The 24,367-nt window shown below is 60.1% G+C and carries 25 protein-coding genes; 3 read left to right on the top strand and 22 right to left on the bottom strand.

Annotated features, from left to right (window positions below):
* Nucleotides 1-25 precede the first annotated feature (25 nt).
* Together QOU61_RS11380 and QOU61_RS11375 are read right to left on the bottom strand one after the other, a co-directional pair.
* Complete coding sequence (locus QOU61_RS11380; protein ID WP_289658414.1) at nucleotides 26-988, bottom strand: LLM class flavin-dependent oxidoreductase; 963 nt, start codon at nucleotides 986-988, stop codon at nucleotides 26-28.
* Between the two features lie 80 nt (nucleotides 989-1,068).
* Complete coding sequence (locus QOU61_RS11375) at nucleotides 1,069-1,935, bottom strand: carbon-nitrogen hydrolase family protein (RefSeq protein ID WP_289658412.1); 867 nt, start codon at nucleotides 1,933-1,935, stop codon at nucleotides 1,069-1,071.
* A gap of 169 nt (nucleotides 1,936-2,104) precedes the next feature.
* On the opposite strand from QOU61_RS11375, the gene QOU61_RS11370 reads away from it, so the two are divergent.
* Nucleotides 2,105-3,394: an NAD(P)/FAD-dependent oxidoreductase gene (locus tag QOU61_RS11370; RefSeq protein ID WP_289658410.1), complete on the top strand. Its 1,290-nt coding sequence runs from the start codon at nucleotides 2,105-2,107 to the stop codon at nucleotides 3,392-3,394.
* Between the two features lie 42 nt (nucleotides 3,395-3,436).
* On the opposite strand, the gene QOU61_RS11365 is transcribed toward QOU61_RS11370, so the two are convergent.
* The 7 genes from QOU61_RS11365 to QOU61_RS11335 form a co-directional block, all read right to left on the bottom strand.
* Nucleotides 3,437-3,589: a hypothetical protein gene (locus QOU61_RS11365; protein ID WP_289658408.1), complete on the bottom strand. Its 153-nt coding sequence runs from the start codon at nucleotides 3,587-3,589 to the stop codon at nucleotides 3,437-3,439.
* A 43-nt stretch (nucleotides 3,590-3,632) separates the two neighbouring features.
* Complete coding sequence (locus QOU61_RS11360) at nucleotides 3,633-4,331, bottom strand: ABC transporter ATP-binding protein (protein WP_289658406.1); 699 nt, start codon at nucleotides 4,329-4,331, stop codon at nucleotides 3,633-3,635.
* A complete protein-coding gene (locus tag QOU61_RS11355; protein WP_289658405.1) occupies nucleotides 4,318-5,097 on the bottom strand; it encodes an ABC transporter ATP-binding protein in 780 nt (259 codons plus the stop codon). Before QOU61_RS11355 ends, QOU61_RS11360 begins: the two co-directional genes overlap by 14 nt.
* Nucleotides 5,094-6,188 carry a branched-chain amino acid ABC transporter permease gene (locus tag QOU61_RS11350; RefSeq protein WP_289658403.1) on the bottom strand — a complete coding sequence of 365 codons (1,095 nt, stop codon included), beginning with the start codon at nucleotides 6,186-6,188 and terminating at the stop codon, nucleotides 5,094-5,096. Before QOU61_RS11350 ends, QOU61_RS11355 begins: the two co-directional genes overlap by 4 nt.
* Nucleotides 6,189-6,190: 2 nt before the next feature.
* Complete coding sequence (locus QOU61_RS11345; RefSeq protein ID WP_289658401.1) at nucleotides 6,191-7,063, bottom strand: branched-chain amino acid ABC transporter permease; 873 nt, start codon at nucleotides 7,061-7,063, stop codon at nucleotides 6,191-6,193.
* Nucleotides 7,064-7,085: 22 nt separating this feature from the next.
* A complete protein-coding gene (locus QOU61_RS11340; protein WP_289658399.1) occupies nucleotides 7,086-8,288 on the bottom strand; it encodes an ABC transporter substrate-binding protein in 1,203 nt (400 codons plus the stop codon).
* Nucleotides 8,289-8,543: 255 nt separating this feature from the next.
* On the bottom strand, nucleotides 8,544-9,296 hold the full coding sequence (locus tag QOU61_RS11335; RefSeq protein WP_289658397.1) for an IclR family transcriptional regulator: 753 nt from the start codon (nucleotides 9,294-9,296) through the stop codon (nucleotides 8,544-8,546).
* 402 nt (nucleotides 9,297-9,698) lie between these two features.
* Between QOU61_RS11335 and QOU61_RS11330 the strand changes: the two genes are divergently transcribed.
* Nucleotides 9,699-9,878 (top strand): hypothetical protein, encoded by a 180-nt coding sequence (locus QOU61_RS11330; RefSeq protein ID WP_289658395.1) that lies wholly within the window; start codon nucleotides 9,699-9,701, stop codon nucleotides 9,876-9,878.
* Between the two features lie 64 nt (nucleotides 9,879-9,942).
* Here QOU61_RS11330 and QOU61_RS11325 read toward each other — a convergent pair whose 3' ends face one another.
* The 5 genes from QOU61_RS11325 to QOU61_RS11305 form a co-directional block, all read right to left on the bottom strand.
* Nucleotides 9,943-10,170 (bottom strand): hypothetical protein, encoded by a 228-nt coding sequence (locus tag QOU61_RS11325; protein ID WP_289658393.1) that lies wholly within the window; start codon nucleotides 10,168-10,170, stop codon nucleotides 9,943-9,945.
* Nucleotides 10,171-10,439: 269 nt separating this feature from the next.
* Nucleotides 10,440-11,051, bottom strand: coding sequence for a TorD/DmsD family molecular chaperone (locus QOU61_RS11320; RefSeq protein WP_289658391.1), 612 nt, complete (start codon nucleotides 11,049-11,051; stop codon nucleotides 10,440-10,442).
* 47 nt (nucleotides 11,052-11,098) lie between these two features.
* Complete coding sequence (locus tag QOU61_RS11315) at nucleotides 11,099-11,695, bottom strand: DUF3306 domain-containing protein (RefSeq protein WP_289658390.1); 597 nt, start codon at nucleotides 11,693-11,695, stop codon at nucleotides 11,099-11,101.
* Nucleotides 11,692-12,195: a DUF3305 domain-containing protein gene (locus QOU61_RS11310; RefSeq protein WP_289658389.1), complete on the bottom strand. Its 504-nt coding sequence runs from the start codon at nucleotides 12,193-12,195 to the stop codon at nucleotides 11,692-11,694. The genes QOU61_RS11315 and QOU61_RS11310 overlap by 4 nt, the downstream gene beginning before the upstream one ends.
* On the bottom strand, nucleotides 12,192-13,205 hold the full coding sequence (locus QOU61_RS11305) for a DUF6352 family protein (protein ID WP_289658387.1): 1,014 nt from the start codon (nucleotides 13,203-13,205) through the stop codon (nucleotides 12,192-12,194). The genes QOU61_RS11310 and QOU61_RS11305 overlap by 4 nt, the downstream gene beginning before the upstream one ends.
* A gap of 169 nt (nucleotides 13,206-13,374) precedes the next feature.
* On the opposite strand from QOU61_RS11305, the gene QOU61_RS11300 reads away from it, so the two are divergent.
* The gene (locus QOU61_RS11300) at nucleotides 13,375-15,369 is read left to right on the top strand and encodes a 4Fe-4S binding protein (RefSeq protein WP_289661458.1); all 1,995 of its coding nucleotides are present in this window, start codon (nucleotides 13,375-13,377) and stop codon (nucleotides 15,367-15,369) included.
* 31 nt (nucleotides 15,370-15,400) lie between these two features.
* Here QOU61_RS11300 and QOU61_RS11295 read toward each other — a convergent pair whose 3' ends face one another.
* The 8 genes from QOU61_RS11295 to QOU61_RS11260 all read right to left on the bottom strand — a co-directional run bounded on the left by QOU61_RS11295 (nucleotide 15,401) and on the right by QOU61_RS11260 (nucleotide 24,302).
* The gene (locus QOU61_RS11295; protein WP_289658386.1) at nucleotides 15,401-16,627 is read right to left on the bottom strand and encodes an oxalate decarboxylase family bicupin; all 1,227 of its coding nucleotides are present in this window, start codon (nucleotides 16,625-16,627) and stop codon (nucleotides 15,401-15,403) included.
* 61 nt (nucleotides 16,628-16,688) lie between these two features.
* Nucleotides 16,689-17,687, bottom strand: coding sequence for a formate dehydrogenase subunit gamma (locus QOU61_RS11290; protein ID WP_289658385.1), 999 nt, complete (start codon nucleotides 17,685-17,687; stop codon nucleotides 16,689-16,691).
* Between the two features lie 40 nt (nucleotides 17,688-17,727).
* On the bottom strand, nucleotides 17,728-18,330 hold the full coding sequence (gene fdh3B, locus QOU61_RS11285; RefSeq protein ID WP_289658383.1) for a formate dehydrogenase FDH3 subunit beta: 603 nt from the start codon (nucleotides 18,328-18,330) through the stop codon (nucleotides 17,728-17,730).
* 12 nt (nucleotides 18,331-18,342) lie between these two features.
* Complete coding sequence (locus tag QOU61_RS11280) at nucleotides 18,343-21,288, bottom strand: formate dehydrogenase subunit alpha (protein WP_502876914.1); 2,946 nt, start codon at nucleotides 21,286-21,288, stop codon at nucleotides 18,343-18,345.
* Nucleotides 21,289-21,301: 13 nt separating this feature from the next.
* On the bottom strand, nucleotides 21,302-21,511 hold the full coding sequence (locus QOU61_RS11275) for a formate dehydrogenase (protein ID WP_289658380.1): 210 nt from the start codon (nucleotides 21,509-21,511) through the stop codon (nucleotides 21,302-21,304).
* Nucleotides 21,512-21,712: 201 nt separating this feature from the next.
* Nucleotides 21,713-21,859, bottom strand: coding sequence for a DUF2474 domain-containing protein (locus QOU61_RS11270; protein ID WP_289658379.1), 147 nt, complete (start codon nucleotides 21,857-21,859; stop codon nucleotides 21,713-21,715).
* Complete coding sequence (cydB, locus tag QOU61_RS11265; RefSeq protein WP_289658378.1) at nucleotides 21,859-22,866, bottom strand: cytochrome d ubiquinol oxidase subunit II; 1,008 nt, start codon at nucleotides 22,864-22,866, stop codon at nucleotides 21,859-21,861. Before cydB ends, QOU61_RS11270 begins: the two co-directional genes overlap by 1 nt.
* 2 nt (nucleotides 22,867-22,868) lie before the next feature.
* On the bottom strand, nucleotides 22,869-24,302 hold the full coding sequence (locus tag QOU61_RS11260; RefSeq protein WP_289658377.1) for a cytochrome ubiquinol oxidase subunit I: 1,434 nt from the start codon (nucleotides 24,300-24,302) through the stop codon (nucleotides 22,869-22,871).
* Nucleotides 24,303-24,367 lie beyond the last annotated feature (65 nt).

The raw sequence follows: 24,367 nt of genomic DNA, 5'->3' as shown, positions 1-24,367 counted from the left end.
GCCAGAAGTTAAATCCAGCGACACCTCAATTTGAGATGATTGGCGTGAGTTCCTGCATGACGTCGTTCCGTGACTTGATTTCCGGCGCGACCGGAATCGCGAGTACCACCTCGTCGACGCCGAGAGGCGCCAAGGCATCAATCTGGCCTTTGATCATCGAAGGGTCACCCGCAAACGCGTAGCGCGTGACGATTGCGTCGGGAACGATCTTGCCGAACTCCGCTTCCGACCGCCCGTGCTGTTCGTAGTTGTATGCTTCCCTTACCTTGGCGGCCGTCGTCCTTGTGAGCTCATCCATGGGGCCCGGAATGTTGCGAAGGATTGCCCTTGCGACGTTATACTTGACGGCGTCGAAGGACGGGTGACAGGCCGCCCACACCACCATCTTTGTCTCTCCGTTCGGCCGACCGGCTTCGCGCTCTCCTTCGCGCACCAGCGCAATCGCCGCCTCGATCAGCTCGGGCGCAACACCGTTCATGAGGATAACGCCGTCCGCCATCGCTCCGGCCATCTTCAGCATCTTGGGGCCTGTGGCTGCGACATAGATCGGAATATCCACGTTGCCGAAGATCAGTTTCGCCTGATCCTCTCCCGAAAACGAAGCCGACTGCCCCCCGAGCAACGCGCGGATCTTCACCACCGTATCGGCCAGCTCGGCCATCTTCGCTATCTCTAGATTCATGGCCTTCAGCGCACTGTCTCCGACACTGATGCCAAGCGTTGCACGTCCGCCGCTCAACGCATGCAGCGTGGAGAACGCGGACGCAGTGACCGTGGGATGCCTCGTCAACGGATTGGTCACCGCCGTACCGAAACGCAATTTAGTCGTCGACACCGACAGGGCACCGAGCATGGTGTAAACTTCCCTGAACAGCAGATGCGAATCGAGCATCCAAAGCGTGTCGAAGCCGACCTTCTCGGCAAGCTTTGCGCTATCGATAATTTGGGCGGGGGTCTCGTTCGGATAAACGCCCAGACTGATCTTCATTCCAACCCGCCTCCCTCGCGAGGTTTTGACGGCCGTCGCACAAGCTCGTCACGGTGGCGTGGCCATCCTGCCCTTGGGGGTCACGCCTGACTGATCGCCCCGTAAAGCTCGGGACGACGGTCGCGCCACCACGGAAACTTCTTGCGATAGGCCGACACCACATCGAGGTCCAACTCGCGCACCAGCAACTCCTCCTGTTCGTTGCTGGCCTCCGCCATCTTCATGCCCTGCGGATCGACGATCATGCTGCGACCAAGATGTCGGCGCACTCCCTCGACGCCGACCTTGTTTGCGGCAACGACGTAGACACCATTCTCAAATGCGCGCGACCTGAGCGCCAGCTCCCAAATGGAATTACGATGCTCGGGGTTGGCATAGACAGAATACGCAATCGGCATGAATATGATCTCTGCACCCGACAAGGCCAGGACTCTCGAGCCTTCCGGATACAGACGGTCATTGCAGATCTGGACTCCGATCCGAACGCCGTCCACCTCAAATACCGGCAATGAACCGCCTGGCGTGAAGTAGAACTTCTCGTAACTGCCAGTGCCCCCGGCCTGCTGATTTGGAAAGTACGCCGGTATGTGCGTCTTGCGATAGACGCCCTGAACCTTTCCTGACGAATCGACAATCAGCGCCGAATTGTAGTTGCCGGTATTGGCCCGCTCTCCGAATGGCAGGACGAGCGCGACCCCAAGCGATCTTGCCCGCTCCAGGATCGGACTCAAGACCGGGCCCGTGGGCTCAGTAAAGAATCGATCGTTATCTTCGATCAACTGGTTCGGAAAGAACGGAGACAGGAAGAGTTCGCAGAACGTCATGATCTTGACGCCTTGGCGCGCCGCCTCATCGATCATGCCGAGCGCGCGCGGAACGGTTGACATCATGTCATCCGATTCGACCGAGCCAGTCTGCGCTGCAGCCACCTTGATCGTTCTCGCCATCGCCCGCTCCGACTTTCGATACGCTTTAATCGGAGTACGATACTCGGTTATCGCAAATGCGTCAATTGCCCGCCGCGCAGGGCGGCCACTGAGGCAAGTTCATTGACACTCCCATTGATTGCAATACGATACATAAACATTGTATTGCGATTTCACGCAGGGGTCCGGAATGCACCTCCCAGTGCACACAATCAATCCGCAAAGAGCCGAACATCGACCATTTTCCCGGCTCGTGGTGGTAGGAGGTGGAATCGCCGGCATCACGGCGGCGCTGGCGCTATTGAAGCGCGGCCTGCAGGTCGTGGTGGTCGACGAGGGGATCGCCGAGAAGCGCTGTTCTTTCGGCAACGCGGGAAGCCTTAGCCCCGGATCGGTCGCGCCGCTGGCCATGCCCGGCGTGCTTGCCCAGGTGCCCGGAATGCTGCTTGATCCCAAGGCTCCCCTCCATATTCGCGCGAGTTACATTCTGCAGGCGGCGCCGTGGCTGTGGCGCTTCGTCAGGGAAGCGTCGCCTGCTCGCGTTCAGGAAATCTCGCTGGGTTTGAGCGCCCTGCTCGGCACTTCGATCGAGCTGTACACGGGACTCCTGGCCGAGATCGGAGGTACCGACCTCATCCGCCGGCGCGGCCAGCTGCAGCTTTATGCGGACGAGCACAGTTTTCGGAAAGATCAGGCAGTTTGGGCGCTGCGAAGGGCGCGCGGCGTAACCGTCGAGGATGTCAATGCCGACGATATACGTCAGCTTGAGCCATCCATCGGCAAGCGATACTCGTTCGGCGTCTATCTTCCGAACGAAGGCATGATCACCAATCCCGCGGGACTTGTCGACAGGCTCACGGAAGTGTTTGTGAGAAGGGGCGGCGAGGTCATCAATGCAAAAGTGGTTGCGTTCGATATCGGCCCGGAAAGGCCACGCGCGCTGCTGACGAATTCCGGCCCCGTGACGGGGGATGCCTTCGTGATTGCAGCAGGCGCTTGGTCGACGAGGCTCACCCGGCAGATTGGTGATGATCTGCCCCTCCAAACGCAGCGCGGCTATCATATCACCGTTCACAAGCCGAACGTCGAGCTAAGCCGGCCGGTTGTCGCTGCAGATCGCAAATATTTTGTCACGCCCATGGATATCGGGTTGAGAATTGCCGGAACGGTGGAATTTGACAGTCTTGACAGCGCCCCCAACTACGCCAGGGCACGCGCGCTCATCGCGAACGTACCGGAACTGCTGCCAGATCTTAAAGTCGGGATCGACGAGAGTATTTGGATGGGCCATCGCCCCTGCATGCCAGACTCGCTGCCAGTTATCGACCGAGCTTCACGATTCAACAATGTGTTCTACGCCTTCGGGAACGGTCACCTCGGCCTGACCGGCGCTCCAATGACTGCTGAACTTATTGCGGCGCTGGTCACCGGATCAAAGCCAGCGATCGACATCTCGCCATTTCGAGTTTCTCGCTTCTAGCAACGCCTCCGGCGGCGCACGCGCAGGGCATCTGGAAACGAACTACTTCAGCAAGAGAACGGCTGCGATAACGGCGACATTCACGACCGCCCCCAGAATGGACAGGATCCAGAGAAATGCTTCTGAAAGCCTCTCGTCGCCCAGACGTTGCGCCGGTTGCCAGGAGAATTCACTGCGGCGCTCCGGGATCATCATAAGCAGCGCTCCACTTCCTCCCCATACGAACGACCGCAACTGATCACAGAAGGTAGGATTTCGCCAATTCGTCCTCCGAGACTTCGGATGTTTTGGCAGATAGGTCGATCCTGCCATTCCTGATGGCGTAAACGTGCTGGGACACTCGCAGGGCCAGCCTGATGTTCTGCTCAACGAGCAGGATCGTCTGACCAGCTTGACTGAGCCTGACGATCGCCCGACCCAGCTCCGATACAACAATTGGAGCGAGTCCGCAGGTCGGCTCATCGAGCAGCAACAGCTCCGGTTTGGACATGAGGGCGCGCGCAACGGCCAACATTGCCCGCTCTCCACCGGAAAGAGTTCCTGCTGGCTGCGACAACCGTTCGCGGAGCCGAGGAAACGACTCCAACTGGTCGTGAAGCAGCGCTTCCTTGTCGAAGCTGCTGGACAGGGACAGCGCGCCCAACTCGAGGTTTTCCGCTACTGTCATCTCGGGAAAAAGGTCCCGATCCTGCGAGACCAGAGCCAATCCCCGGCGAACGACTTTATGAGGAGAACTGCCATCCAGCCTCGCCCCCCGAAACTCGATGGAACCGCCCGTGATCGGCAACAATCCCATAATGGCGCGCATCGTCGTCGTTTTGCCGGCACCGTTTCCGCCGAGAAGCGCGACGACGCTTCTTGGCACGACCTCCAGCGACACGCCACGAAGGACCTCAACGGTGCCATAGCGCGCCGCCACACCCTCAACCCTCAGCATATTCATCTCCGAGGTACGCAGCCCGGACTCGAGGATGGCCCGCGATTTCGGCGGGACACCCGCTCGCGATCAGTCGGCCACTCTCGAAGACGAAGACCCGATCGCACACGTTCAGGACCAGATCCATCACGTGCTCGACGAGTAGAATCGCAATGCCGTTCTTTCGCGCCAGCCTTACCAAAAGCCTGTCGAGGTTCACGATCTCCGCTGGCGTAAGGCCGGCGGCTGGCTCGTCCAGCATCAGCACCTTCGGTGCGGGAGCAAGCGCTCTGGCGATTTCGACGTATCTCTGCTGCGCAAAACTGAGCGTCTTCACGGGTCTGAGTGCAAGATCTCCGACGTGCAATTCTTCAAGGACTTCATAAATCTTCTCCTGCGCCGCGTAATCTGCGAGTTTTCGCTCGCGGGGCTCAAAAAGCGTGGTGAAGATGTTTTCCCTGATTTGCGTATGGAGACCGATCGCGACATTTTCCAGGACGGTCAATTCCTGCGCGAGCTGAACCGATTGGAACGTTCGTCTCAATCCCAGCTTCGCCCGCACATGTGCGGCCAGCGTATTGATCCGAGTACCATCGAGTTCGATCTCACCTGATGTTATTGGAACAAGGCCAGAGACTGCGTTGAAGAACGTTGTCTTGCCCGCACCATTGGGTCCGATAAGACCGCAAATCTCTCCACTGCCGACCTGAAGCGACGCATTGTCGACTGCCAACAGCCCGCCGAAGCGCACCGAAATCGATTCTGCGCGAAGCAGTGCGGTGCTCATGTATCAGCCCTCGAGGCGCAAGCTTTGGCCGCAACCTGCTCCGCTTCCTCGTGAAATGCCGATTGCTGAAGTCCCGACGGCATGGCTCCATCGCTTGATTTGCCGGACGCTCCGGCCTCACGGCCCACCGCGAACGATCTCCAACCGTGCACAAGAACTTCTGGTGGCAGAATTCCGCGCGCTCGCAGGAAGCCCGCCAATCCGTTGGGAAGGAAGCTCACGAAGAATATCAGAAGACCGCCATAGATGATTTCCTGATAAGCCTGCGCACCACGCAGCAGCTCGGGGAGGCTCGTGAGAAGAAGCGCGCCGAGCAGGGAACCGACGAGACTTCCAAGACCGCCAATCACGACCATCGAGAAATGAATCGTGAGCTGAAAAACGCCGAAACCGTCTGGGACGATATAGCGCAGCGACAGCGCAAACATCGCTCCGCCGATGCCCGAAAAGAAAGCACTAAGACAGAACGCAATCGCCTTGGTTGCCGGCACGTTGATGCCGCTGCATTTCGCCGCGATTTCATTTTCACGAATCGCCACAAAGGCGCGCCCGATCCACGAATGAAGGAGGCGGCGAGCGAGATAGTAACACACCGCAGCGATGCCCAGCAGGAGATAGTACACGCCCTCATCAGTTGAAATCTCGAACCCGGCCAGACTCGGGAACGGAACATTGACGCCTTCTGTACCGAGGGTGACGTCCTTCCACTGTACCAGCACCCACTGGACGATCTCGGCAAACGCCATCGTGACCATCGCGAGGTAGACGGTCTTCATTCTCAGCGACGGCAATGCCACCAGACCGCCTATCACGGCGGCCACGACGCCGGATGCAGGAAGGGCTACGGCAAAGCTAACTCCCAGTCGCGACATGAGCAGCGCAAGGGTATAGGCGCCGATTCCCATGAATGCCGCGCTCGCGAATGCGAACTGTCCTGCGAACCCCAGCAGGATGTTGAAGCCTATGGCTACAACGACGTAGGCCAGGACTAGATTGGCGATGTATAGAATATAGGGATCACCGATCTCAGGAAGTGCGATCAAGAGTGCGGCGGCGCAGCCAGCAAAAAGGAAGAAGATGATGTTCTTCATTCTCAGACCCGCTTGCGAATGCCGGTCGAGAACAATCCCTCCGGCCGGACGCAAATGATCAGAATGATCAGCAGATAGGCCGAGATGTCGATGATCTTCGTGCTGATCAGGCCGCCGCACAGCATTTCCACGATTCCGATCGTGAAGCCCCCGACAATCGCTCCTGGGGCACTTCCGAACCCTCCAACCACAGCGGCAGCGAAGCCCTTCAGTAGATAGGCGGCCCCCATATCCGGATAGAGCAGCGTCAGCGGCGCTGCGAGAAAGCCCGCGGTCGAACCGACAGCCGACGCTATGATCCATGTGAGTGAGTAGATCCAGTTTATATTCACGCCGACCATCGACGCGCCGGTCGGACTTTGTTGTGTCGCCCTCATCTGCCGGCCAAGTGATGTAAAACGAAATACGACGAAGAACGATCCCGCCAGCAGCAGAGCGGCAACGATGTTGATGAGCGCCTGTGGTGCGATGACCAACCCGTCGAAGCTGAGCGGCTGCGACCCGAACGCAGGGGGAAAGGCGTAGATGTCAGATCCGAAAGGAAGCCGCGCCACCCCCCTTAGAAATATGGCCAACCCGACGGTCAGCATGGCAAGCCTGATATGGGGAACGTGAGCTAACCGACGAACAAGCAGTCGCTCGACGATGTATCCGAGGAGAACGCCGGCTATGACCGAAAGAAGAAAGGCGACGACGTACGGCAGCTTGAGCTGGACATACACAAAATAGCCGGTGAATGCGCCGAGCATCAGCGTTTCCCCGTGCGCCCAGTTCACCATGTCCTGGCTTTTATAGATCAAGACCAGGCCGAGTGCGACGAGGGCATAAAGGCTGCCGTTTGCTAGTCCCGCGATCAACAGGTTGACGACGTTCACGGCGTTTCCCTCGGATACTTGGTTAGTCGAACTTATGCCAATGCGGTCCCAGCACGACGATCTTTCCATTTCTATAGGTCAGCCAGGTGCCCGTCTTGCAGGCCTGGTGATCGGTCGGCGAAAATTCGATCTTGCAGTCGGCTCCTTCGGCATCCAACCCCTTGGTTTGCTCAAGCGCAGCCAGGAATTTTTGACGATCAATATCCCTGCCCGCGCGTTTCAGAGCATCGACCATCAGAACCGCACCTGAAATTCCCAGGAAGCTGAACTGCTGGATCTTCTCGTCCTTGTAGTATTTGTGGATCAGCTCCTCCAAGGGCTTCATCTGCTCCGAACCGGGCACGCCTCTCATCTGCGAGATGGTATAGATGTCGGCCAAAGCTTCCTCGCTACCGGCCCTGCGCGCCAGATCCATGATGTCCTGCCCCGATGTCGGAATCGCGAATGGTCCCTTTAGGCCGTATTTCTGAGCGTCTCGCAGAAACACAGCGAGTTCAGCAGGGAACAGGATCACCGCCGTCACGTCGGGCTTGGCTTCCTTGAGTTGCAGCACCTGAGCCGTTGCATCTACCGCTCGTCGATCGAGTTGAACCGTCGCGACGATGTCTTTGCCGCTTCCCTTCAGCGCTTCCAACATGGGGGTCGTACGCGTATCGGCCCACTCGTCGGCGTGCTTGACGATCGCAACCCTCTGGCCGGGGGCGTCGCGCAGCATTTGAGCAATCATGACGCCTTCCTGGCTCGCAGGCATGATCGTACTGAAGATATTCGGACTGAGGGGGGTGGCTACGGCATCGACCGTCGCTCCCATTGCCAGATACGGCACCTTCGAGGAGATCATTTCGGGCTTGGAAGCGAGCACGCCCGCGCTGCATGTTCCTCCGTGCAGCGCGAATACGCGGTCGCGATAGATAAGCTTCTTTACCGCAGCCACCGTTTTCGCGTTGTCGCAGCCGTCATCCTCAAGAACAATCTCGATCTTGCGTCCGTTGATGCCGCCCTTGGCGTTTGCCTCGTCGAACACTGCGGTGACGCCGTTGCTTACGGGATAGCCAAAAATCGTCGCCGGCCCCGTAAGAGGTTGGAAAATACCGATCTTGATCGACGTGTCCGTTATTCCCGTCCGATCCTGCGCAGCCGCGGAATCGATAGCGCTCAACAGGATCGCACCGCAAAACGCGACGCCGGCACCACGCCAGAACATTCCACAGCCATCTCGCGACATTCCCTCGTCTCCATCGTTAGAAATTCGACGCTCTGACGGCACCGATTGAAATACGATACAGTAATATCACTATTTGATACACGCCCTGTCAAGGCGGCATCGGCAGGCGGATTCCGGATACGCACCGGGAAGGCCGTACGGAGAGCGACGGAAAAATAGCGGGACTTCGCAATCAGGCCTTGAAATGCCGACTGCGCTCAGCGAATGCGCGAGGCGCCGGCCGCATCCGGCCGGCTTTTTTGGAGAAACGGCTCGCTAGGAACGCAGGGCCGCCGATACGCCTTCGGCCACGTCCTTGATGACCGGAACGAGCTGCCGCTGCGCTTTGGCAATGGACCAGCGAGGATAGGGGACCGCGACATTCACTGCGGCTACGACATCGCCCGACGAATTGACGACTGGCGCGGCGATCGAGATGTCACCCAAAAAGGCCTCTTGGTTGCAAAACGAATAGCCCTGTCGACGCACCTGTTTCAGTATCTCGCGCAGCTTCGCGGGATCGATCTCCGTATGTTCTGTTCGTCGCACAAGCTGCGACTTATCGAGAGCCGCCTCGACTGTCCCGGCTTCAGCATGAGCCAACAAGATGCGTCCAGGCGCGGTACAGAATGCAGGCAGCCTCGTTCCCACCGTCAAATTGACGCTGACCACGTGTTTGCTGGGAAAGCGCAGGATGTAGGTCACGTCGGTTCCGTCGAGAATTGTGAGGTTTAATGTTTCCTCGCAGCGACGGTTGGCCTCTTCCAGCACGGGTTCGGCCTTCTCGCGCAACAGATTTTCCGGCACGTAGGAGGCGGAGAGTTCAAAGAGCTTTGAAGAAAGCCGGAACGTTTTGGAAGCAGGATTCTGGGTCAGATATCCAAGGGTCTGGAGGGTGTAGAGAAACCTTTGCGCCGCGCTCTTGCCAATGCCGCTCTTCGCCGCCACTTCCGAGAGCCCCAACTCGGATTTCGTCGCCTTAAACACGTCCAGCACCCGAAAGGCCTTCTCAACGGAGGCGACGAACAATCCACTCTCACTTCCGTCTATCGGCGCGCGCGTGATTACCCCTGCGGCGTTGTTACGTTGCTTACGCGAAGGATTCTTTGCTTCAGAGGCACGCGGCATTGGGATGGTCCAGCAGAAATATCGGTGAGAGGAATTCGCACTGAGATCGCGCTCAGCTAATGCCAGTACATCGCATTGCGATACAAGGCAATCGTCCGGGCACTCTGGTTTGCAAAATATTCCCGTCGCCCTTCACGTGATTGTCGGAATTTCCACGATCGACGTTCTGGTGCTCGCCGCCGTCATCGGATTCTCCTGCCGGAGCCTTCATGAACGTCGGGCTGCCATATCTGCTGCTCCTGAAGGGCACAATCACGGCGTTCGTCAGCCTGGTCTCGCTGCCCGCAAATCCTGGAATCGCCGGTGAACCACTATCACGCGTTGACCAACCAGCAGCTCAACGAAGCGGAGGTCATCACCCGGAGCTCGCCCCGCCCCGTCGGGCTCTACGTCGTCAGCGTCGGTTGCTTCGCAGCCGGCCTGCAGGAGCCGTTGCCGGCTGGCGCGCCACGATCACGCCGTGCTTATCATCCCGCTGTCTGACGGGACCGGTCATTTGATCGATCGCAGTGGTGTGCGTCGTGCTGCTACTGGCGACGCCCAAAGATCATGGCTTTGGCCGCGCTTCCTCATTCGCTGCGGTGGGATAAATCAGCGACTGATCCTCGATGTCCTGAAGCGGGAGCTTTTGGACGCTCGCCATCGTGTGCAGTTCTTGCAACGAGGGCATTGCTGCGGTCGACTGTTCCAGGGCGCTCGGCCGGGGGCTCAACAGTTCGCCGCCGACAACAACAAAAGCCAAAATCATGAATGCAATTAGCAGGGAACGGGTCATGCGAAACCTCCGTTTCCAATATGGGTAAAGTGTTCTGGCCTAATTCGGCCTAAACCTTCCTGTGCTATTTAGACCCTTGCGCTTGGTTCGGCGAACGCCGTTGAGACCGGCTCTTGAACAACTCCCAAAAGGATGGCGGCGGAGCCAACCGCGACACCGGTCAACACCAGGCAGGCAAAAATGAATGCGCGCATTCAGTATTCTCCGATTTTCGCTTCCTAGCACACCTGGCGACCCCAGAGCTTCCCTCGGCGCACAAAAGTACGTGTTCAGGCGGACAGCGCAAAAGCATGCGCCTCGATTTCGATGAAGGTTCGGCCGAGTGTGCCGACAGATCTATAGAAATGAGCGGACTTGGTCGTTTCGAGATCAACGAAAAAACGTCCGATCCACGAGGCAAGATGTTCCTCGAAGAAGGCCCGGTCCGTGCCGTCGGGTGCGGAAATATCGCCCCCGACCAGACCTGCCATGACTTCGCAGAGAAATCCTGCATGGTCCTCCGGCTCAATTCGCTCTGGCGCCTTCTCGACGCCAAGACGTTGCAGTGTCTCCCGAATTCGCGCCAGAGGGCGGCCGTACAATGTATCGGCCAGATAATGCGAGGCATACGGCAATAGCGCACCGTCCCTCAGCCCGGCGAACAGCGCAAAATACTCGCGCGCGACACCTTCCCTGACGGATCGCCGGGCTGCTTCAGCCAGGGCGGCATGGGCCAGTCCGATCGGACTGGTATCGCTGCGGACGCCGGCCAGAGTCGACAATAGTTGCGCGTCCGGACTGTGCGAGAGCAAGGTTGCCAACAGCGCATATTCGCGTGCGCGCGCGCCGTCGATCTCGTCGATGCTGCGCCCGGGCAAGCCCTGAGAAGCTATGTCCACCATGGTTCCTGATCCGAAAAAAGCAAAAGCCGGCGGCCGAACCGGACCATTCAGCGCGGCAACGCGCTGCCGTGACGCCGGGCTTTTCGGGTCCCACTGACCGTCGACATATTCTCCCCTTCTGCGGGAGCCAGCGTTTCGCCGGCCGCGGCGCCCGGGCTAACGAGTGGCGGATTAATGAGCGGCGGATCGGATGCGTGAGCGTTCGCGTCCGCAGGGATTGTCGGCTCCGCGGCCGCAATATCTTCAAGCGTGCGTGGCTGCCGCTCAAGTCCGCTGGCGAGTTGAGCAAGAATGTCCACGCCACTTTCCGTTGGCAGCAATGGGCCGAAGCCGGGAATCGCGTTTGGGTCGTTAAAGTCCCACTGGTTCTCCGCGATCCCGATGAAATCCCGAATAGCAGGATCGCTCGTCCATGCCTTGCGCAAGGCCGCCCGCGCCAATTCGGCCGGCACGCCGGCACGCAAAAATGCAATGATGTCGGTATCCGCCACGATAGACTCGGTCGAGGGCAGGCTCGCAGGATCAAATGGCGCCTCTGGCGCGGCCGTTACCTCGGTGCTGGCCGAAGCATCGATCTCCTCCGCGGCCTTGGCCGCCTGTTTCAACCGCGCCCAGCGCAGCAAAGGGTTTTTCTGCTCACTCATCGCTTGCCCTTTTCCGCTGCATCGCGAAGCGGAGCCGCCTGTTGATCGCGCTGCCGTTTGACGAAGGGGCGCTCCACATGATGCGCGGCGACGAACCGCTGGACGATATCGGCGATTTCTGGTGGCATCGGCACTGCTTCGACCAGATTGCTGCCGGCATCGGTAAAGGCTTCGCCCTCGGCCGGATCTGCCGTGACGGCCAGCAATTCGTACGGCGGTTCAGACGTGGTCGGACGCATGTTGACCCACAGACACGGCGTACCTGAAACGAGGTTGTTACGATAATTGGTGGTCTCGGTGCGATGCAACTCGATCACTGCTTCACCCGCATAGAATAGCGTTACCTCCCCTTCGGCACCTAGCAGCGTCCAAGGCGTCGCCGCCGGAGTTCCCGCAAATACCGAAACCGGGCGCCACAGGACATCGGCCCAAGCACTTTTCGCCTTTCGCCGCTCGACCACGACGCCGACAGAAATTCGTGCCAGTGCGGTCGATATCAATTCACCGCCTCCACATCGCGAACCGGCAATCCGGTCAGAAGGTTTTGCGGCTTCAGCCGCAGTGCCCCATCGGCAGTCACCGCGAGCAGCAGGTGCACCGGCTCGCCTCTGACCTTCTCGATCATATCCATCGGATCACGAAACGATAGTCGCAGCAGGCTGACCAATTGCGCGCGCTGCGCATCGGCAAGGTCACCTCCGCGCCAGATGGCGTCGCCGATATGGGTAGCTTCCGAGCTCAGTCCGACGTACCAATTCCACGGCAAATTCTCCAAATCTGCAACGGGGGCGACCGCCGCGTCGATCGCCAGCAGATGCGCAAGCCAGCGGGCGATGACATCACTGAGCGCGGCCAGGCCATATCCGCCCGGCGAAAGATCGAGCGCCATGTCGAAACGGTCGCTCCGCTCCCAATAGCTTTGCGCCGTTGCCTCGCTCAGGAGATCAATATCCGCAGCCGCCGGCAATCCCAACAGCGCCAGCAGCGGTGACGCCGAGTGCTTCGAAAACTCCGCTTCGGTGTCTTCATCGACTGCGATGACCGACATCTCCTGGAATGCGATCTTTTGCGGCCGAAAGAACATCTCGGCTGCGCGCAGCACGAAGACATCATCGCACCCATCCAGGATGTTGCGCAGGATCACCTGAACCAATTGACCGACGAGTAGCCGGGGAAAGTGAATGTTGTGTCGGGCAATCGCAAGATAGGCAGCTTCCAGACTGTCGTGCCTTAGCAGATGATCCCGCCAGGCGATCAGCATCTGCCAGTTCTCGCACGCGTCCGCATCGGCTATCGCGGTAATCCGCGAGGCCGCGATTGGCTGTCTTGGTTCACGCAGCAGTTCGCTGTGCAGGGCCCGCTCGGCAGCGCACGCCTCCGGTGGCGGCACCAGTTCCGGGCGGGCCAGATACACCTTCAGGAACTCATCCGTGACCACCAAGCGACCGGCCGCGTCGCGGTCGAGCAGATGATGACCGCAGGAGAGCCAAAAGTCGCGCGGTATGCCCACCTGCCACCCACCTGTCCTGGTATCTCGGCATCGGTTTTTGAGCCCAGACAGTATATACTTCCCGGGAGTTCCGGGCCAGCGGCGCCGGCTATACCAGAGGCTGCATGCGATCGTGACCGCAACACCTGATCCCGCGCGGCGCGTTTTGATCTGCTCGTGCGAAGGCACGATGCCACTCGACGCGGAGGCCGTCCGCCGTGGCTGCCGCTGCGACACCACGCCCGCGACTCAGCTTTGTGGCGCGGAACTTGACCGCTTCAGGGCGATCGCGTCCGAGAATGGTCCTCTCACGGTCGGATGCACTCGGCAAGCAACGCTGTTCACCGATGTCGCTGCCGAGATCGGCCGCGAGAACGAAATGCAGTTTGCGAATATCCGCGAGACCGCCGGCTGGTCCAGCGAGGCGAAACAGGCCGGCCCGAAGATGGCGGCGCTGCTCGCGCTCGCCGCCGAGCCAGTTCCACCGACGCCATCGGTCGAACTCCAAAGCAGCGGCGTCATTCTCATCTGCGGCCGGGACGAGACCGCCGTGGAGGCCGGCAACCTGCTCAAGGATCATCTCGACGTTACCGTGCTGATCGAGCCGCCCGCCTTGATTGCGCCGCCGCGCAGCGCTGAATTTCCGGTGGCAAAAGGCAAGGTAACCGGCGCCAAAGGCTATCTCGGCGCGTTCGAGATCACGGTCGACGATTTCGCCGAAGCTGCCCCCTCCTCGCGTAAGGTGTTAACCTTCGGACCTTCGCGCAACAACGCCCGCTCGACTTGCGACATCGTCCTGGATCTAACCGGCGGAGCCGCGCTGTTTTCTGCTGCTGATCTGCGTGACGGCTATTTGCGGGCGGACCCGGCCAATCCCGCGGCGATGTTACAGGCGGTCCTCAAGGCCCGCGATCTCGTCGGCACCTTCGAGAAGCCGCGCTACATCAATTTCGAAGCCAGGCTATGCGCTCACTCGCGTTCGCAGCGAACGGGTTGCACCCGGTGTCTGGACCTCTGTCCGGCGAGCGCCATCAGCTCGGCAGGAGACCATGTCGCGATCGACGCGAACATCTGCGCAGGCTGCGGCCAATGCGCGGCCGCGTGCCCTACCGGCGCGGCCTCCTACGCGTTGCCGCCAGAGGACGCGCTCATGCGCCGGCTCCGCGCGATGCTGATCACCTTCCGCGAGGCCGGCGGCGAAGCAGCCGTCGTGCTGGTTCACGACGAGACGCACGGCACGCCGCTGATCGACGCGCTGGCTCGGTTCGGCGATGGGCTGCCGGCAAATGTGCTGCCGTTTGCGGTGAACGAGATTACGCAGGTCGGACTGGAAACTGTCACCGCCGCTTTCGCCTATGGCGCATCAGCCGTGCGCTTCCTGTTGCGGGCAAAACCGCGTCACGATGTCTCGGGCCTGGCGCGCACGATCGCGGTGGCGGATCCCATCCTCGTCGGGCTTGGTTTCGGGGCGGGCCGTATCGCGACGATCGAGACAGATGATCCAGACAGCCTGCTTGACGCACTTCACGCGATTCCGCACCTGTTGCCGGTGCCGCACCCGGCGAGCTTCCGCCCGGTCGGCAAGAAACGCGACGTGTTGCGTTTTGCTCTCAGTGAACTGCACCGTTGCGCCCCGGCCCCCGTCGATGTGATCGCGCTGCCCGAAGGCGCGCCGTTCGGAGCAGTCGAGATTGATGTGGGCGGCTGCACGCTGTGCCTGTCCTGTGTGTCGGCATGTCCGACGGGCGCCTTGCGCGACGATCCCGAGCGGCCAGTGCTGCGATTTGTCGAGGATGCCTGCGTGCAGTGTGGCCTGTGCCGGTCAACCTGCCCCGAGAAAGTCATCACGTTGGTGCCGCGGATCGATTTTGGTGCCTCAAGAGCACCGGTTCGCATCCTCAAGGAGGAAGAGCCGTTCTGCTGCATCCGCTGCGGCAAGCCATTCGGCGTCAAAAGCAGCATCGAGCGCGTGGTGGCCAGGCTCGAAGGCAGGCACTGGATGTACACGGCTTCGGCCAAGAGGCTGGACGTCATCAAGATGTGCGAAGACTGCCGCGTCGCCTTTGTCGCAGAACAGGGCTTCGAGTCCTACGGCGCACCGAGTCCGACCGTTCGCACGACCGATGATTATCTGCGTGAGCGCGACGCGAAGGCGCAACGCGCGCCGGACGGCAGCGACGAATAGATCGCCGGCGATTTTTCCATCGCGACGGCGATCATCCCGGCACGACCGGAAACTTCTCCTTGTGCAGGGCAGCCATGGCCTGATCGTCCAGTTTGAGGTGAGCCTTCACCAATTCTGGCGGCGTCAGCGCCAGCCATTGATTGAGCGAGACGTCGGCATAATAGCTGCTCTTGAAAACCTCCAGGAAACGCAGCGTCGTCGTACCGGTGTTTTCCACATAGTGCCCCATCGCAAAGGGAACGAAGCCGACATCGCCGGCCTGAAAATCGAAGGTGCGGGCCTGGCCCGATGCAGCAAAAACGCCCATCCGTGCCTGCCCGTCAATGTAATATTGCCATTCGTCGCTGTTGGGGTGCCAATGCATCTCCCGCATCCCACCAGGCTCAACCTCGACCAGCGCCGCCGAAATCGTCTTCGACACCGGAAAGACGCTGGTGTCCGTAATGCGCACCGTGCCGGTCTTCGTCTTGATCGGCTGCTGCGCCAGCATCTTGTGGCTGAAACCCGGGGATACCGCAGTGGCCCCGGCGATCTTGTCGGATTGAACCGAGCCCGGCACCTTGGCGTTGAATATATAGAGCTCGCTGGGATCCGGAACATGGGCGAAAGCGGAGCCTGAAACCCCGAAGTTCTTCGAGAGTACCTCGTTCGGCGTGTGCTTGAACCAATCACTCAGCAGAAACGTATTCTCTTCGTCGAAATCGCCGTCGTCGAACACGAGCAGAAATTCACAGCCGTCCGGGTTGAGGCCCTGAATTGAATGCGGGACACCTGGCGGAAAATACCAGAGATCACCGACGCCGACGTCGTCGACAAAATTGCGCCCCTGAGCATCGATCGCCGTGATGCGGGCCGTTCCGTACAGCATGTAGGCCCATTCGGCGGCCTTGTGCCAATGCATCTCGCGAACGCTACCGGCGTTCAGGCGCATATTCACGCCCGCCATTTCCCTGGATACGCCGAGTTCCCGAACCGTGACCTGACGGGCCCAGCCGCCGGTTTCCTGCCGCATATGAGCGTCGGAGAATGAAAAGCGCAGGTTGGGAAGCGTGCCGTGGTCGGTCGACGGCGGAACGAGCAGATCCGGATTTTGCCGATCACGCGCCAGATTGCGCGGTCCCGGATCAGTGCCGCCATGTCCGGGTCGCTGCGGTTGCGGCGTCGGCTCAGCCGATTGCGCATTGGCCGCGGATGTCAAGGTCAAAACGCCGCCGGCCGCCGTTGCGGCCAGCATGGCACGTCGCGTCACTTCATCCATGGTGTTTATCCCTGAAGAAAAACTCGCAGCAGTAAGTCGTGCCGCTCGGATGTCCCGGCTTTCATTCCGCCGGCGTCGCGGAAGGTCGCCCGCCTTCCCGTTCGAGCTGCTCGGCAAGCCAGCGATCGTGATGTTCTCTCGCCCAGTTGAGATCGACTTCGCCCGAGCCCATGGCTTCGAACGCGCCTTCCATCCCGAGCGTGCCGATATAGATGTGAGCCAGGATCAGCGCGATGAACAAAATGGCGATAATGGCGTGGACGACCTGCGCGAGCTGCATGTCCGCAATGTCGGTGCCATAGAAAGGAAACAGCAGCAGAAATCCCGAGGCGGAGACCGCGATACCGGCTGCCAAGGACAGCCAATAGACCATCTTCTCACCGAGATTGAACCGTCCTGCCGGCGCGTGTTTGGATTTGATGAAGCCGCCACCCTGCTTGAGCCATTCGACATCGACTCTCGCCAGCAGGTTGTCCCTGAAAAAGATCACCGCAATCAGTATCAGTCCCGCCACGAAAGCGAAGCTGGTGAAATTGTGCAGGTATTTGGCAATCTGGGAGATATCGGAGAAGGTCTCCGGGCCGAGGAGCGGCAGCAGCAGGATCTTGCCGAAGGTGATGTTCAAGCCGGTCAGGCCGAGGATGACGAAGGAGACCGCGGTCAGCCAATGAGAGAAACGCTCGAAGGTCTTGAAGCGGACGATCTTCTGGCCTGAACGCCCTGCCGCAATGCGGATGCGCCCGATGATCAGATACGCGAGCGCGAGGAGCGCGATCGTTCCGACGATCACGATCGCTCCACCCCAATGCAGAAGAACTTCATGGAAATAGTCCCACGTCCGGCCTGCGGGCTGCATCAGCACGCTGGCTTTGACGTCGGGAATGTCGATGCGCCCCTCGATCCGCGGAGCCTGCTCAAGCAGCGCGCGCTGGCTGGTGACGCTCGCATCCGGATTTGGGGCACCGTCCGGACCAAGCTTTTGGGCGCACACGGGTACCGCGGCAACGCCGATCAATATCAGGAAGATTGTCACGAGGCGAATGCGTGCGAGAAACGTCATGACAATCACCTGTTCTGATCCTCTCGATCAGCCCGTCCGTTCAGCTCTTGATGTCCTCGTGATAGGCCGTTTCCCAGCCCCAGGCACCCGAGCCGTAACCGCGTTTGCGAACACGCTCTCCATAGATTTGCGCGATGATGTCGCCATCCCCGGCCAGCAGAGATTTCGTCGAGCACATCTCGGCACACAATGGCAGCTTGCCCTCGCCGAAACGATTTGACCCGTACTTCGCATATTCCGCGGCACTGCCGGGGGCTTCGGGTCCGCCGCCGCCGGCGCAATAGGTGCACTTATCCATTTTGCCGCGCGAGCCGAAATTGCCCACCTTCGGATACTGCGGCGCGCCAAACGGACAGGCATAGAAGCAATAGCCACAACCGATGCACAGGTCCTTGTCGTGGAGAACGACGCCGTCTTCGGTCGGATAGATACAGCTCACCGGACAGACTGCCGCGCAGGGCGGGTCGGTGCAGTGCATGCACGCCATCGACACTGAACGCTCGCCCGGCTTGCCGTCGTTGATGGTCACCACGCGGCGGCGATTGATACCCCAGGGTACCTCGTTCTCATTCTTGCAGGCCGTGACGCATGCGTTGCAGTCGATACAGCGGTCTGCGTCGCAAAGGAATTTCATTCGAGCCATCGATTTTTCCTCTCAGGCGGCCCTGATCTGGCAAAGTGTGGCCTTCGGCTCCTGCATGCCGGTTGCGGGGTCGTAGCCATACGTTGTCAGCGTATTGACGCTCTCGCCCAGTACGATCGGATCGGCCCCCTTCGGATATTTGGCTCGCAGATCGGCGCCCTCGAACCAGCCGGCAAAATGAAACGGCATCCAGGCGACGCCCTTGCCGACGCGCTCTGTAACGAGCGCCTTCATCCTGGTTCGCGAGTTATTCTCCGGGCCAGTAACCCACACCCAGCCGCCGTCCTTGATGCCCCGCTCGGCTGCATCCGCCACATTTATTTCGACGAACATGTACTGCTTCAGTTCGGCGAGCCACTTGTTGGAACGCGTCTCCTCGCCGCCTCCTTCATATTCGACCAGTCGACCCGAGCTCAGGATCAATGGAAACTGCTTGGAGATGCCGCGGTCGACGGCAGCCTTCTGCACGGAGAAGCCGATATTGGGCACCCGGAACTGCTTGGCATCCGGCAGCGTCGGATAGTCCGCGACGAGGTCAGGGCGCGGCGTATAGATCGGCTCTCGGTGCACCGGGATCGGATCAGGAAGATTCCAGGCGATCATGCGCGCTTTTGCGTTGCCGTAAGGCGAACAGCCGTGCTCGATCGCCACGCGCTGGATCCCGCCCGATAGGTCAAGCGACCATGATACGGCATCAGGATTTGCGGTATTGACGCGCTGGATCACTTCCAGTTCCTGCGGCGTCAGGTCCTTGTCCCAGCCCAGCTTCTTCAAAACGCCAAGCGTGAATTCCGGATACCCGTCCTTGATCTCCGAGCCGACCGAATAGGAGCCCTCCGCGAGCAGGTTGTCATGGTCTTCCCGCTCTACCTCCTGGCCGTTCTCCATCACCTTGCGCTTGACGACCCGCTCAACTCCGAACCGGGCGCGGAATGTGGCGCCGCCCTCTTTCACCGGAAGGTTGGTGTTGTAGAGGATGGGCGTTCCGGGGTGCTTGAACTCCGGCGTTCCCCAGCACGGCCAAGGCAGGCCGTAGTAGTCACCGCCGACTTCAGGATCGTCCTTTGGCGCCCGCATCGTGACGAGGTCGAACTTGGCCTGGTTGCGCATATGCGCCTTGAGCCGTTCGGGCGATTGACCGCAATAGCCGGTCGACCAGCCGCCGCGATTGATCTCGCGCAGGATGTCCTCCGCCGATACCTTGCCGTTCTCGACCTTGATGTTCTTGAACATCAGGTCGGCAAAGCCGAGCTTGCGCGCCAGCATGTACATCGTGTCGTAGTCGTTCTTCGATTCGAAGACCGGCTCGACGATCTTCTCGCCCCATTGCAGCGAGCGGTTCGAGGCCGTGCGCGAGCCGTCCATCTCGAAGCTCGTGCAGGCGGGCAGCAGATAGGTGCCGTTCTTGCGCTCGGACAGCACCGACCACGCCGTGGGATAGGGATCGCAAACCACGAGCAGCTCGAGCTTCTCGATGCCGCGCACCGCCTCCGGCATCCGGGTAATCGTGTTGACGCCGTGTCCCATGACGAACATGGCCTGCACCGGATTGGGCTGATTGACCTGATCTTTAGGCAGCAATGTCGCGTCGAACCAGCGCGTGCTCGGAATACCCGGCGTTTCCATCAATTTCTTGTCGGGGAAACGCGACTTCATCCAGTCATAGTCGACTTCCCACACCCGGCACCAGTGCCGCCATGCTTCTTCCGCCAGGCCGTAGTAGAGCGGCAGCGTCGTCACATCGAGACCGAGATCGGTCGCACCCTGCACATTGGTGTGGCCGCGGAAGATGTTGGCCCCGGCGCCGGGGACGCCGACATTGCCGGTAGCGAGCAGGAGAATGCAGCTGGCGCGGACGTTGGCGGTCCCGGTGGTGAATTGGGTCTGGCCCATCGCCCAGATCAGGGTCGCCGGCTTCTCCTTGGCGAACAGCTCGGCAATATGCTTGACCTGAGCCTCAGGCAGACCGGTGACGCGCTCGACCTCCTTCGGATTCCATTTCGCCGCTTGCTTTCGAATCTCGTCAACGCCGTAAACGCGCTGGCTCAGGAATTCCTTGTCTTCCCAGCCGTTCCCGAAGATGTGCCACAGCATGCCGTAGATCGTGGCGATGTGGGTGCCCGGACGCACCCTTACATATTCGGTGGCATGGGCCGCGGTCCGCGTCATCCGCGGATCGACAACGATCATGTTGGCACGGTTAAGCTCCTTGCCTTCCAGAATGTGTTGCAACGAGACGGGATGCGCCTCAGCCGGGTTGCCGCCCATCACCAGAATCGTCTTGGCGTTGCGGATGTCGTTATAGCTGTTCGTCATCGCGCCATAGCCCCAGGTATTGGCTACGCCGGTAACGGTCGTGGAGTGGCAGATACGCGCTTGATGATCCGAATTGTTGGTGCCCCAGAACGCCGCAAGCTTGCGATTGAGATACGCGGCTTCATTGGTGAATTTGGCTGACCCGAGCCAGTAGACCGAGTCGGGACCAGCCTTCTGGCGAATGTCGAGGATCTTGTCGCCGATCTCGTCGATCGCCTTCTCCCAGGTGATGCGGGTCCACTCGCCATTGACGAGCTTGACGGGATAGCGAAGGCGGCGCTCGCTCAGCACGTCGTCGCGAACCGCGGCCCCTTTACAGCAATGCGAGCCGCGATTGATCGGACTGTCATAGTCCGGCTCCTGCCCGATCCACACGTCGTTGGCGACCTCAGCGATCACCGAGCAGCCGACCGAGCAATGAGTACAAACATTCTTGCGCGTTGTGACTGTCGCGCCGGGGGGCGGCGGCGGGCCGGCCTGTGCCTTCCGCACGCCGGTCAGCGGAAGAGTGCCGAGCGCGGCAAGCGCTCCAGCAACAACGCCGGAGCGTATCAGAAACGCACGACGTCCCAACTCGCCACCTGGTGCAGGTGCATCACCAGGCCTTTTCGCAGGACGTTCCTTGGATATTCTTGTTAGCACAGCGGCTTCCCCCTTATCGGGTGGGATAGCTGTTGACGCGGTAGAAGTCCTGAACCTCGGCGGAGTCGGCGTGATAGCGCGCCCTGCGCTTATCTTTGAGATCGACGGGTTTGGCTGCCGCCGGCTCCAGCACCAAGGTGCTCGCGGTCGCTGCTCCAGCACTGGCAATCCCAAAGCGAAGCAAATCGCGCCGGTGGATAATCGTCTTCAGGCGCTCCTTCATGAGGGCAGCCCTCCCACATCAGGCCGTGGCCATACCGCCATCACAGCCTGGCTTCGATCACCATCTTGCGTGAGCAACCTACTCCTCAGTCACCGGTATTTCAATCGCCGTCCCAAGTGTGGTAGAATTTCCTGCATGCAGAGTTTCCGAACGCTGACGCAATGCCGAGACACGGCAATGCGCGCGAAGTCATTTTGAACTTCACACGGTCAGCCCGGCAAGATTCATCAGCACTCTGAAAAATCCCGCGACAGCGCCCAGCGCCAGCACACTGGCCGCCCAGATCAGAACAAGCCAGCCGACCCTCCGAAGCCATGTCTGTGCGCCGACGGATGGATGAGCAGTCATCAGTGGTACCCCTCACCGGCTCTGACCTTTCCGCGGAACACGTAATAGGACATTGCGGTGTAGGCGAGGATGAAGGGGATGACGAAAAGCGCACCGACCAGCGTGAAGCCCATGCTTTCCGGCGGCCCGGCGGCTTCCCTGATCGATATGGCCGGTGGAATGATGTTCGGCCACAGGCTGATCGCCAAACCAGTATAGCCCAGGAACAGCAGCAGGAGCGCGAGCAGGAATGGCGATGCGTGTGTCTCGCTCCGAAGCACGCGCATCATGACCCAAGTCGTCGCGACGACAAGCAGTGGCACCGGCGAGAAGATGATGATGTTGGGGAATGAAAACCACCGTGTCGCGATGCTCGGATGCGTGAGCGGGGTCCACACGCTCACGATGACGATCGACGCGACAAGGACGAGCGTCACCGGAGGCGCCAGCGCTTTGAGTCGGTGCTGGAGTTCGCCTTCAGTCTTCATGATGAGCCAGGTGCAGCCGAGCAGGGCATAGGCCACGATGAGGCCGGCGCCTGTGAAGAGACTGAATGGACTGAGCCAGTCAAAACTGCCGCCCTCGTAGGAGGCCCCAGTCACCTTGAAGCCGTTGATGAAGGCGCCCAGCACGACGCCTTGCGAGAACGTCGCGATATAGGAGCCCCAGGCGAAGGCCTTGTCCCAGAACGGCCTGTGCGCTTCGTCCGCCTTGAAGCGGAATTCGAAAGCGACGCCGCGCCAAATCAGTCCTGCCAGCATGAAGAAGATTGGGATGTAGAGCGCGCTCAGCAGCACGGAATAAGCGAGCGGGAAGACTCCCATCAGCGTGGCTCCGCCCAGCACCAGCCAGGTCTCGTTGCCATCCCAGACCGGCGCAACCGTGTTCACCATGGTGTCGCGGTCTGCCCGGTCGCGGATGAACGGAAAGAGGATGCCGATCCCGAGATCGAAACCATCCATCACCACATACATCATCAATCCAAAGCCGATAATCACGGCCCAGATGACCGGAAGATCAATGCCCATCGCTATCTCCTCCTGCCGCCCGGCACGTCGATCGCCGGATCGATGCGGTCGGGAACGGCAGACAAAGGACGCGCCGGTCGCCCGCTTTGACCTTCCGGTTCAGGTGGATGTTCGCCCTGCGGCTCGGGGCCTTTCGCCACCAGCGCCAGCATGTATCTGATGCCTGTACCAAAGACGGCTACATACATGACGATGAACACGAACAGCGTTATCGAAAGTTCGAGCGCAGAATGGTTAGATACCGCGTCCTTCGTCCGCATGACGCCGTAGACCACCCAGGGCTGGCGCCCGATCTCCGTGGTCAGCCATCCGGCCACGATCGCGATCAAGCCAGCGGGGCCCATCAGCACCGCGAAACGCAGAAAGATCTTCGACTGATACAACTGATTGTGCCAGCGTGCCCATGCGCCCCAAAGTCCAAGCAGCAGCATAAGGAACCCCAGCCCGACCATGATCCGAAAGGTCCAGAAAACGATCGTGGAGTTCGGCCGGTCCTCAGGGGCGAAATCCTTTAGGCCGCGAATCTGGTCGGTCCAGCTATGGGTCAGGACGATGCTGCCCAGATGCGGGATCTGAAGGGCATAACGTGTGGTCTCACCGGCCATGTCGGGCCAGCCAAACAGGATCAGCGGCAGGCTCTCCCCAGGCTTGTTCTCCCAGTGGCCCTCGACCGCGGCGATTTTTGCGGGCTGATATTTAAGGTCTACGAGCCCGTGCTGGTCACCGATGGCAATCTGCACAGGCGTAACAATGAGCACCATCCACATGGCCATCGATAACATCGTGCGCACGGCCGGCGTGTCGCGCCGTTTGAGCAGATGCCACGCCCCAGATGCTCCGACGAACAGCGCAACGGCGAGATAGGCCGCTACTGTCATGTGCGCCAGGCGGTAGGGGAAGGATGGATTGAAGATCACCTTCAGCCAATCGACGGGTACGACACGGCCATTGATGATCTCGAAGCCTTGCGGTGTCTGCATCCAGCTATTGGAGGCGAGAATCCAGGTTGCGGAAATGAGTGTCCCAATAGCGACCATGATGGTGGCGTAGAAGTGCAGGCCGGGCCCGACCTTATTCCATCCGAACAACATCACGCCCAGAAATCCGGCCTCGAGGAAGAAGGCGGTCAAGACCTCGTAGCTGAGCAGCGGACCCGTGATGGTCCCTGCGAAGGCCGAGTAATAGCTCCAATTGGTGCCGAACTGGTAGGCCATGACGATGCCGGAAACGACGCCCATGGCGAAGTTCACGGCGAAGATGTGCGACCAGAAATGATAGAGGTCGCGATAGGTGGTGTCTTTCTTCCACAACCACAGACCTTCCAGCGTCACGAGATAGCTCGCAAGGCCGATGGTGGTCGCCGGGAAGATGATGTGGGCTGATATGGTGAATCCGAATTGGATCCGCGCGAGTTCCAGTGCGGTCAGGCCGAACATGGCTCCTCTCTTTCAGCAACCCCGGGAGCCGTATCTGGGTCCGTGCTGCGCCTGCTCAGACGGGG

The organism is Bradyrhizobium sp. NP1, assembly GCF_030378205.1.
In the GTDB taxonomy this organism is placed as follows: domain Bacteria; phylum Pseudomonadota; class Alphaproteobacteria; order Rhizobiales; family Xanthobacteraceae; genus Bradyrhizobium.
This window is presented reverse-complemented; position numbering and strand designations above follow the sequence as displayed.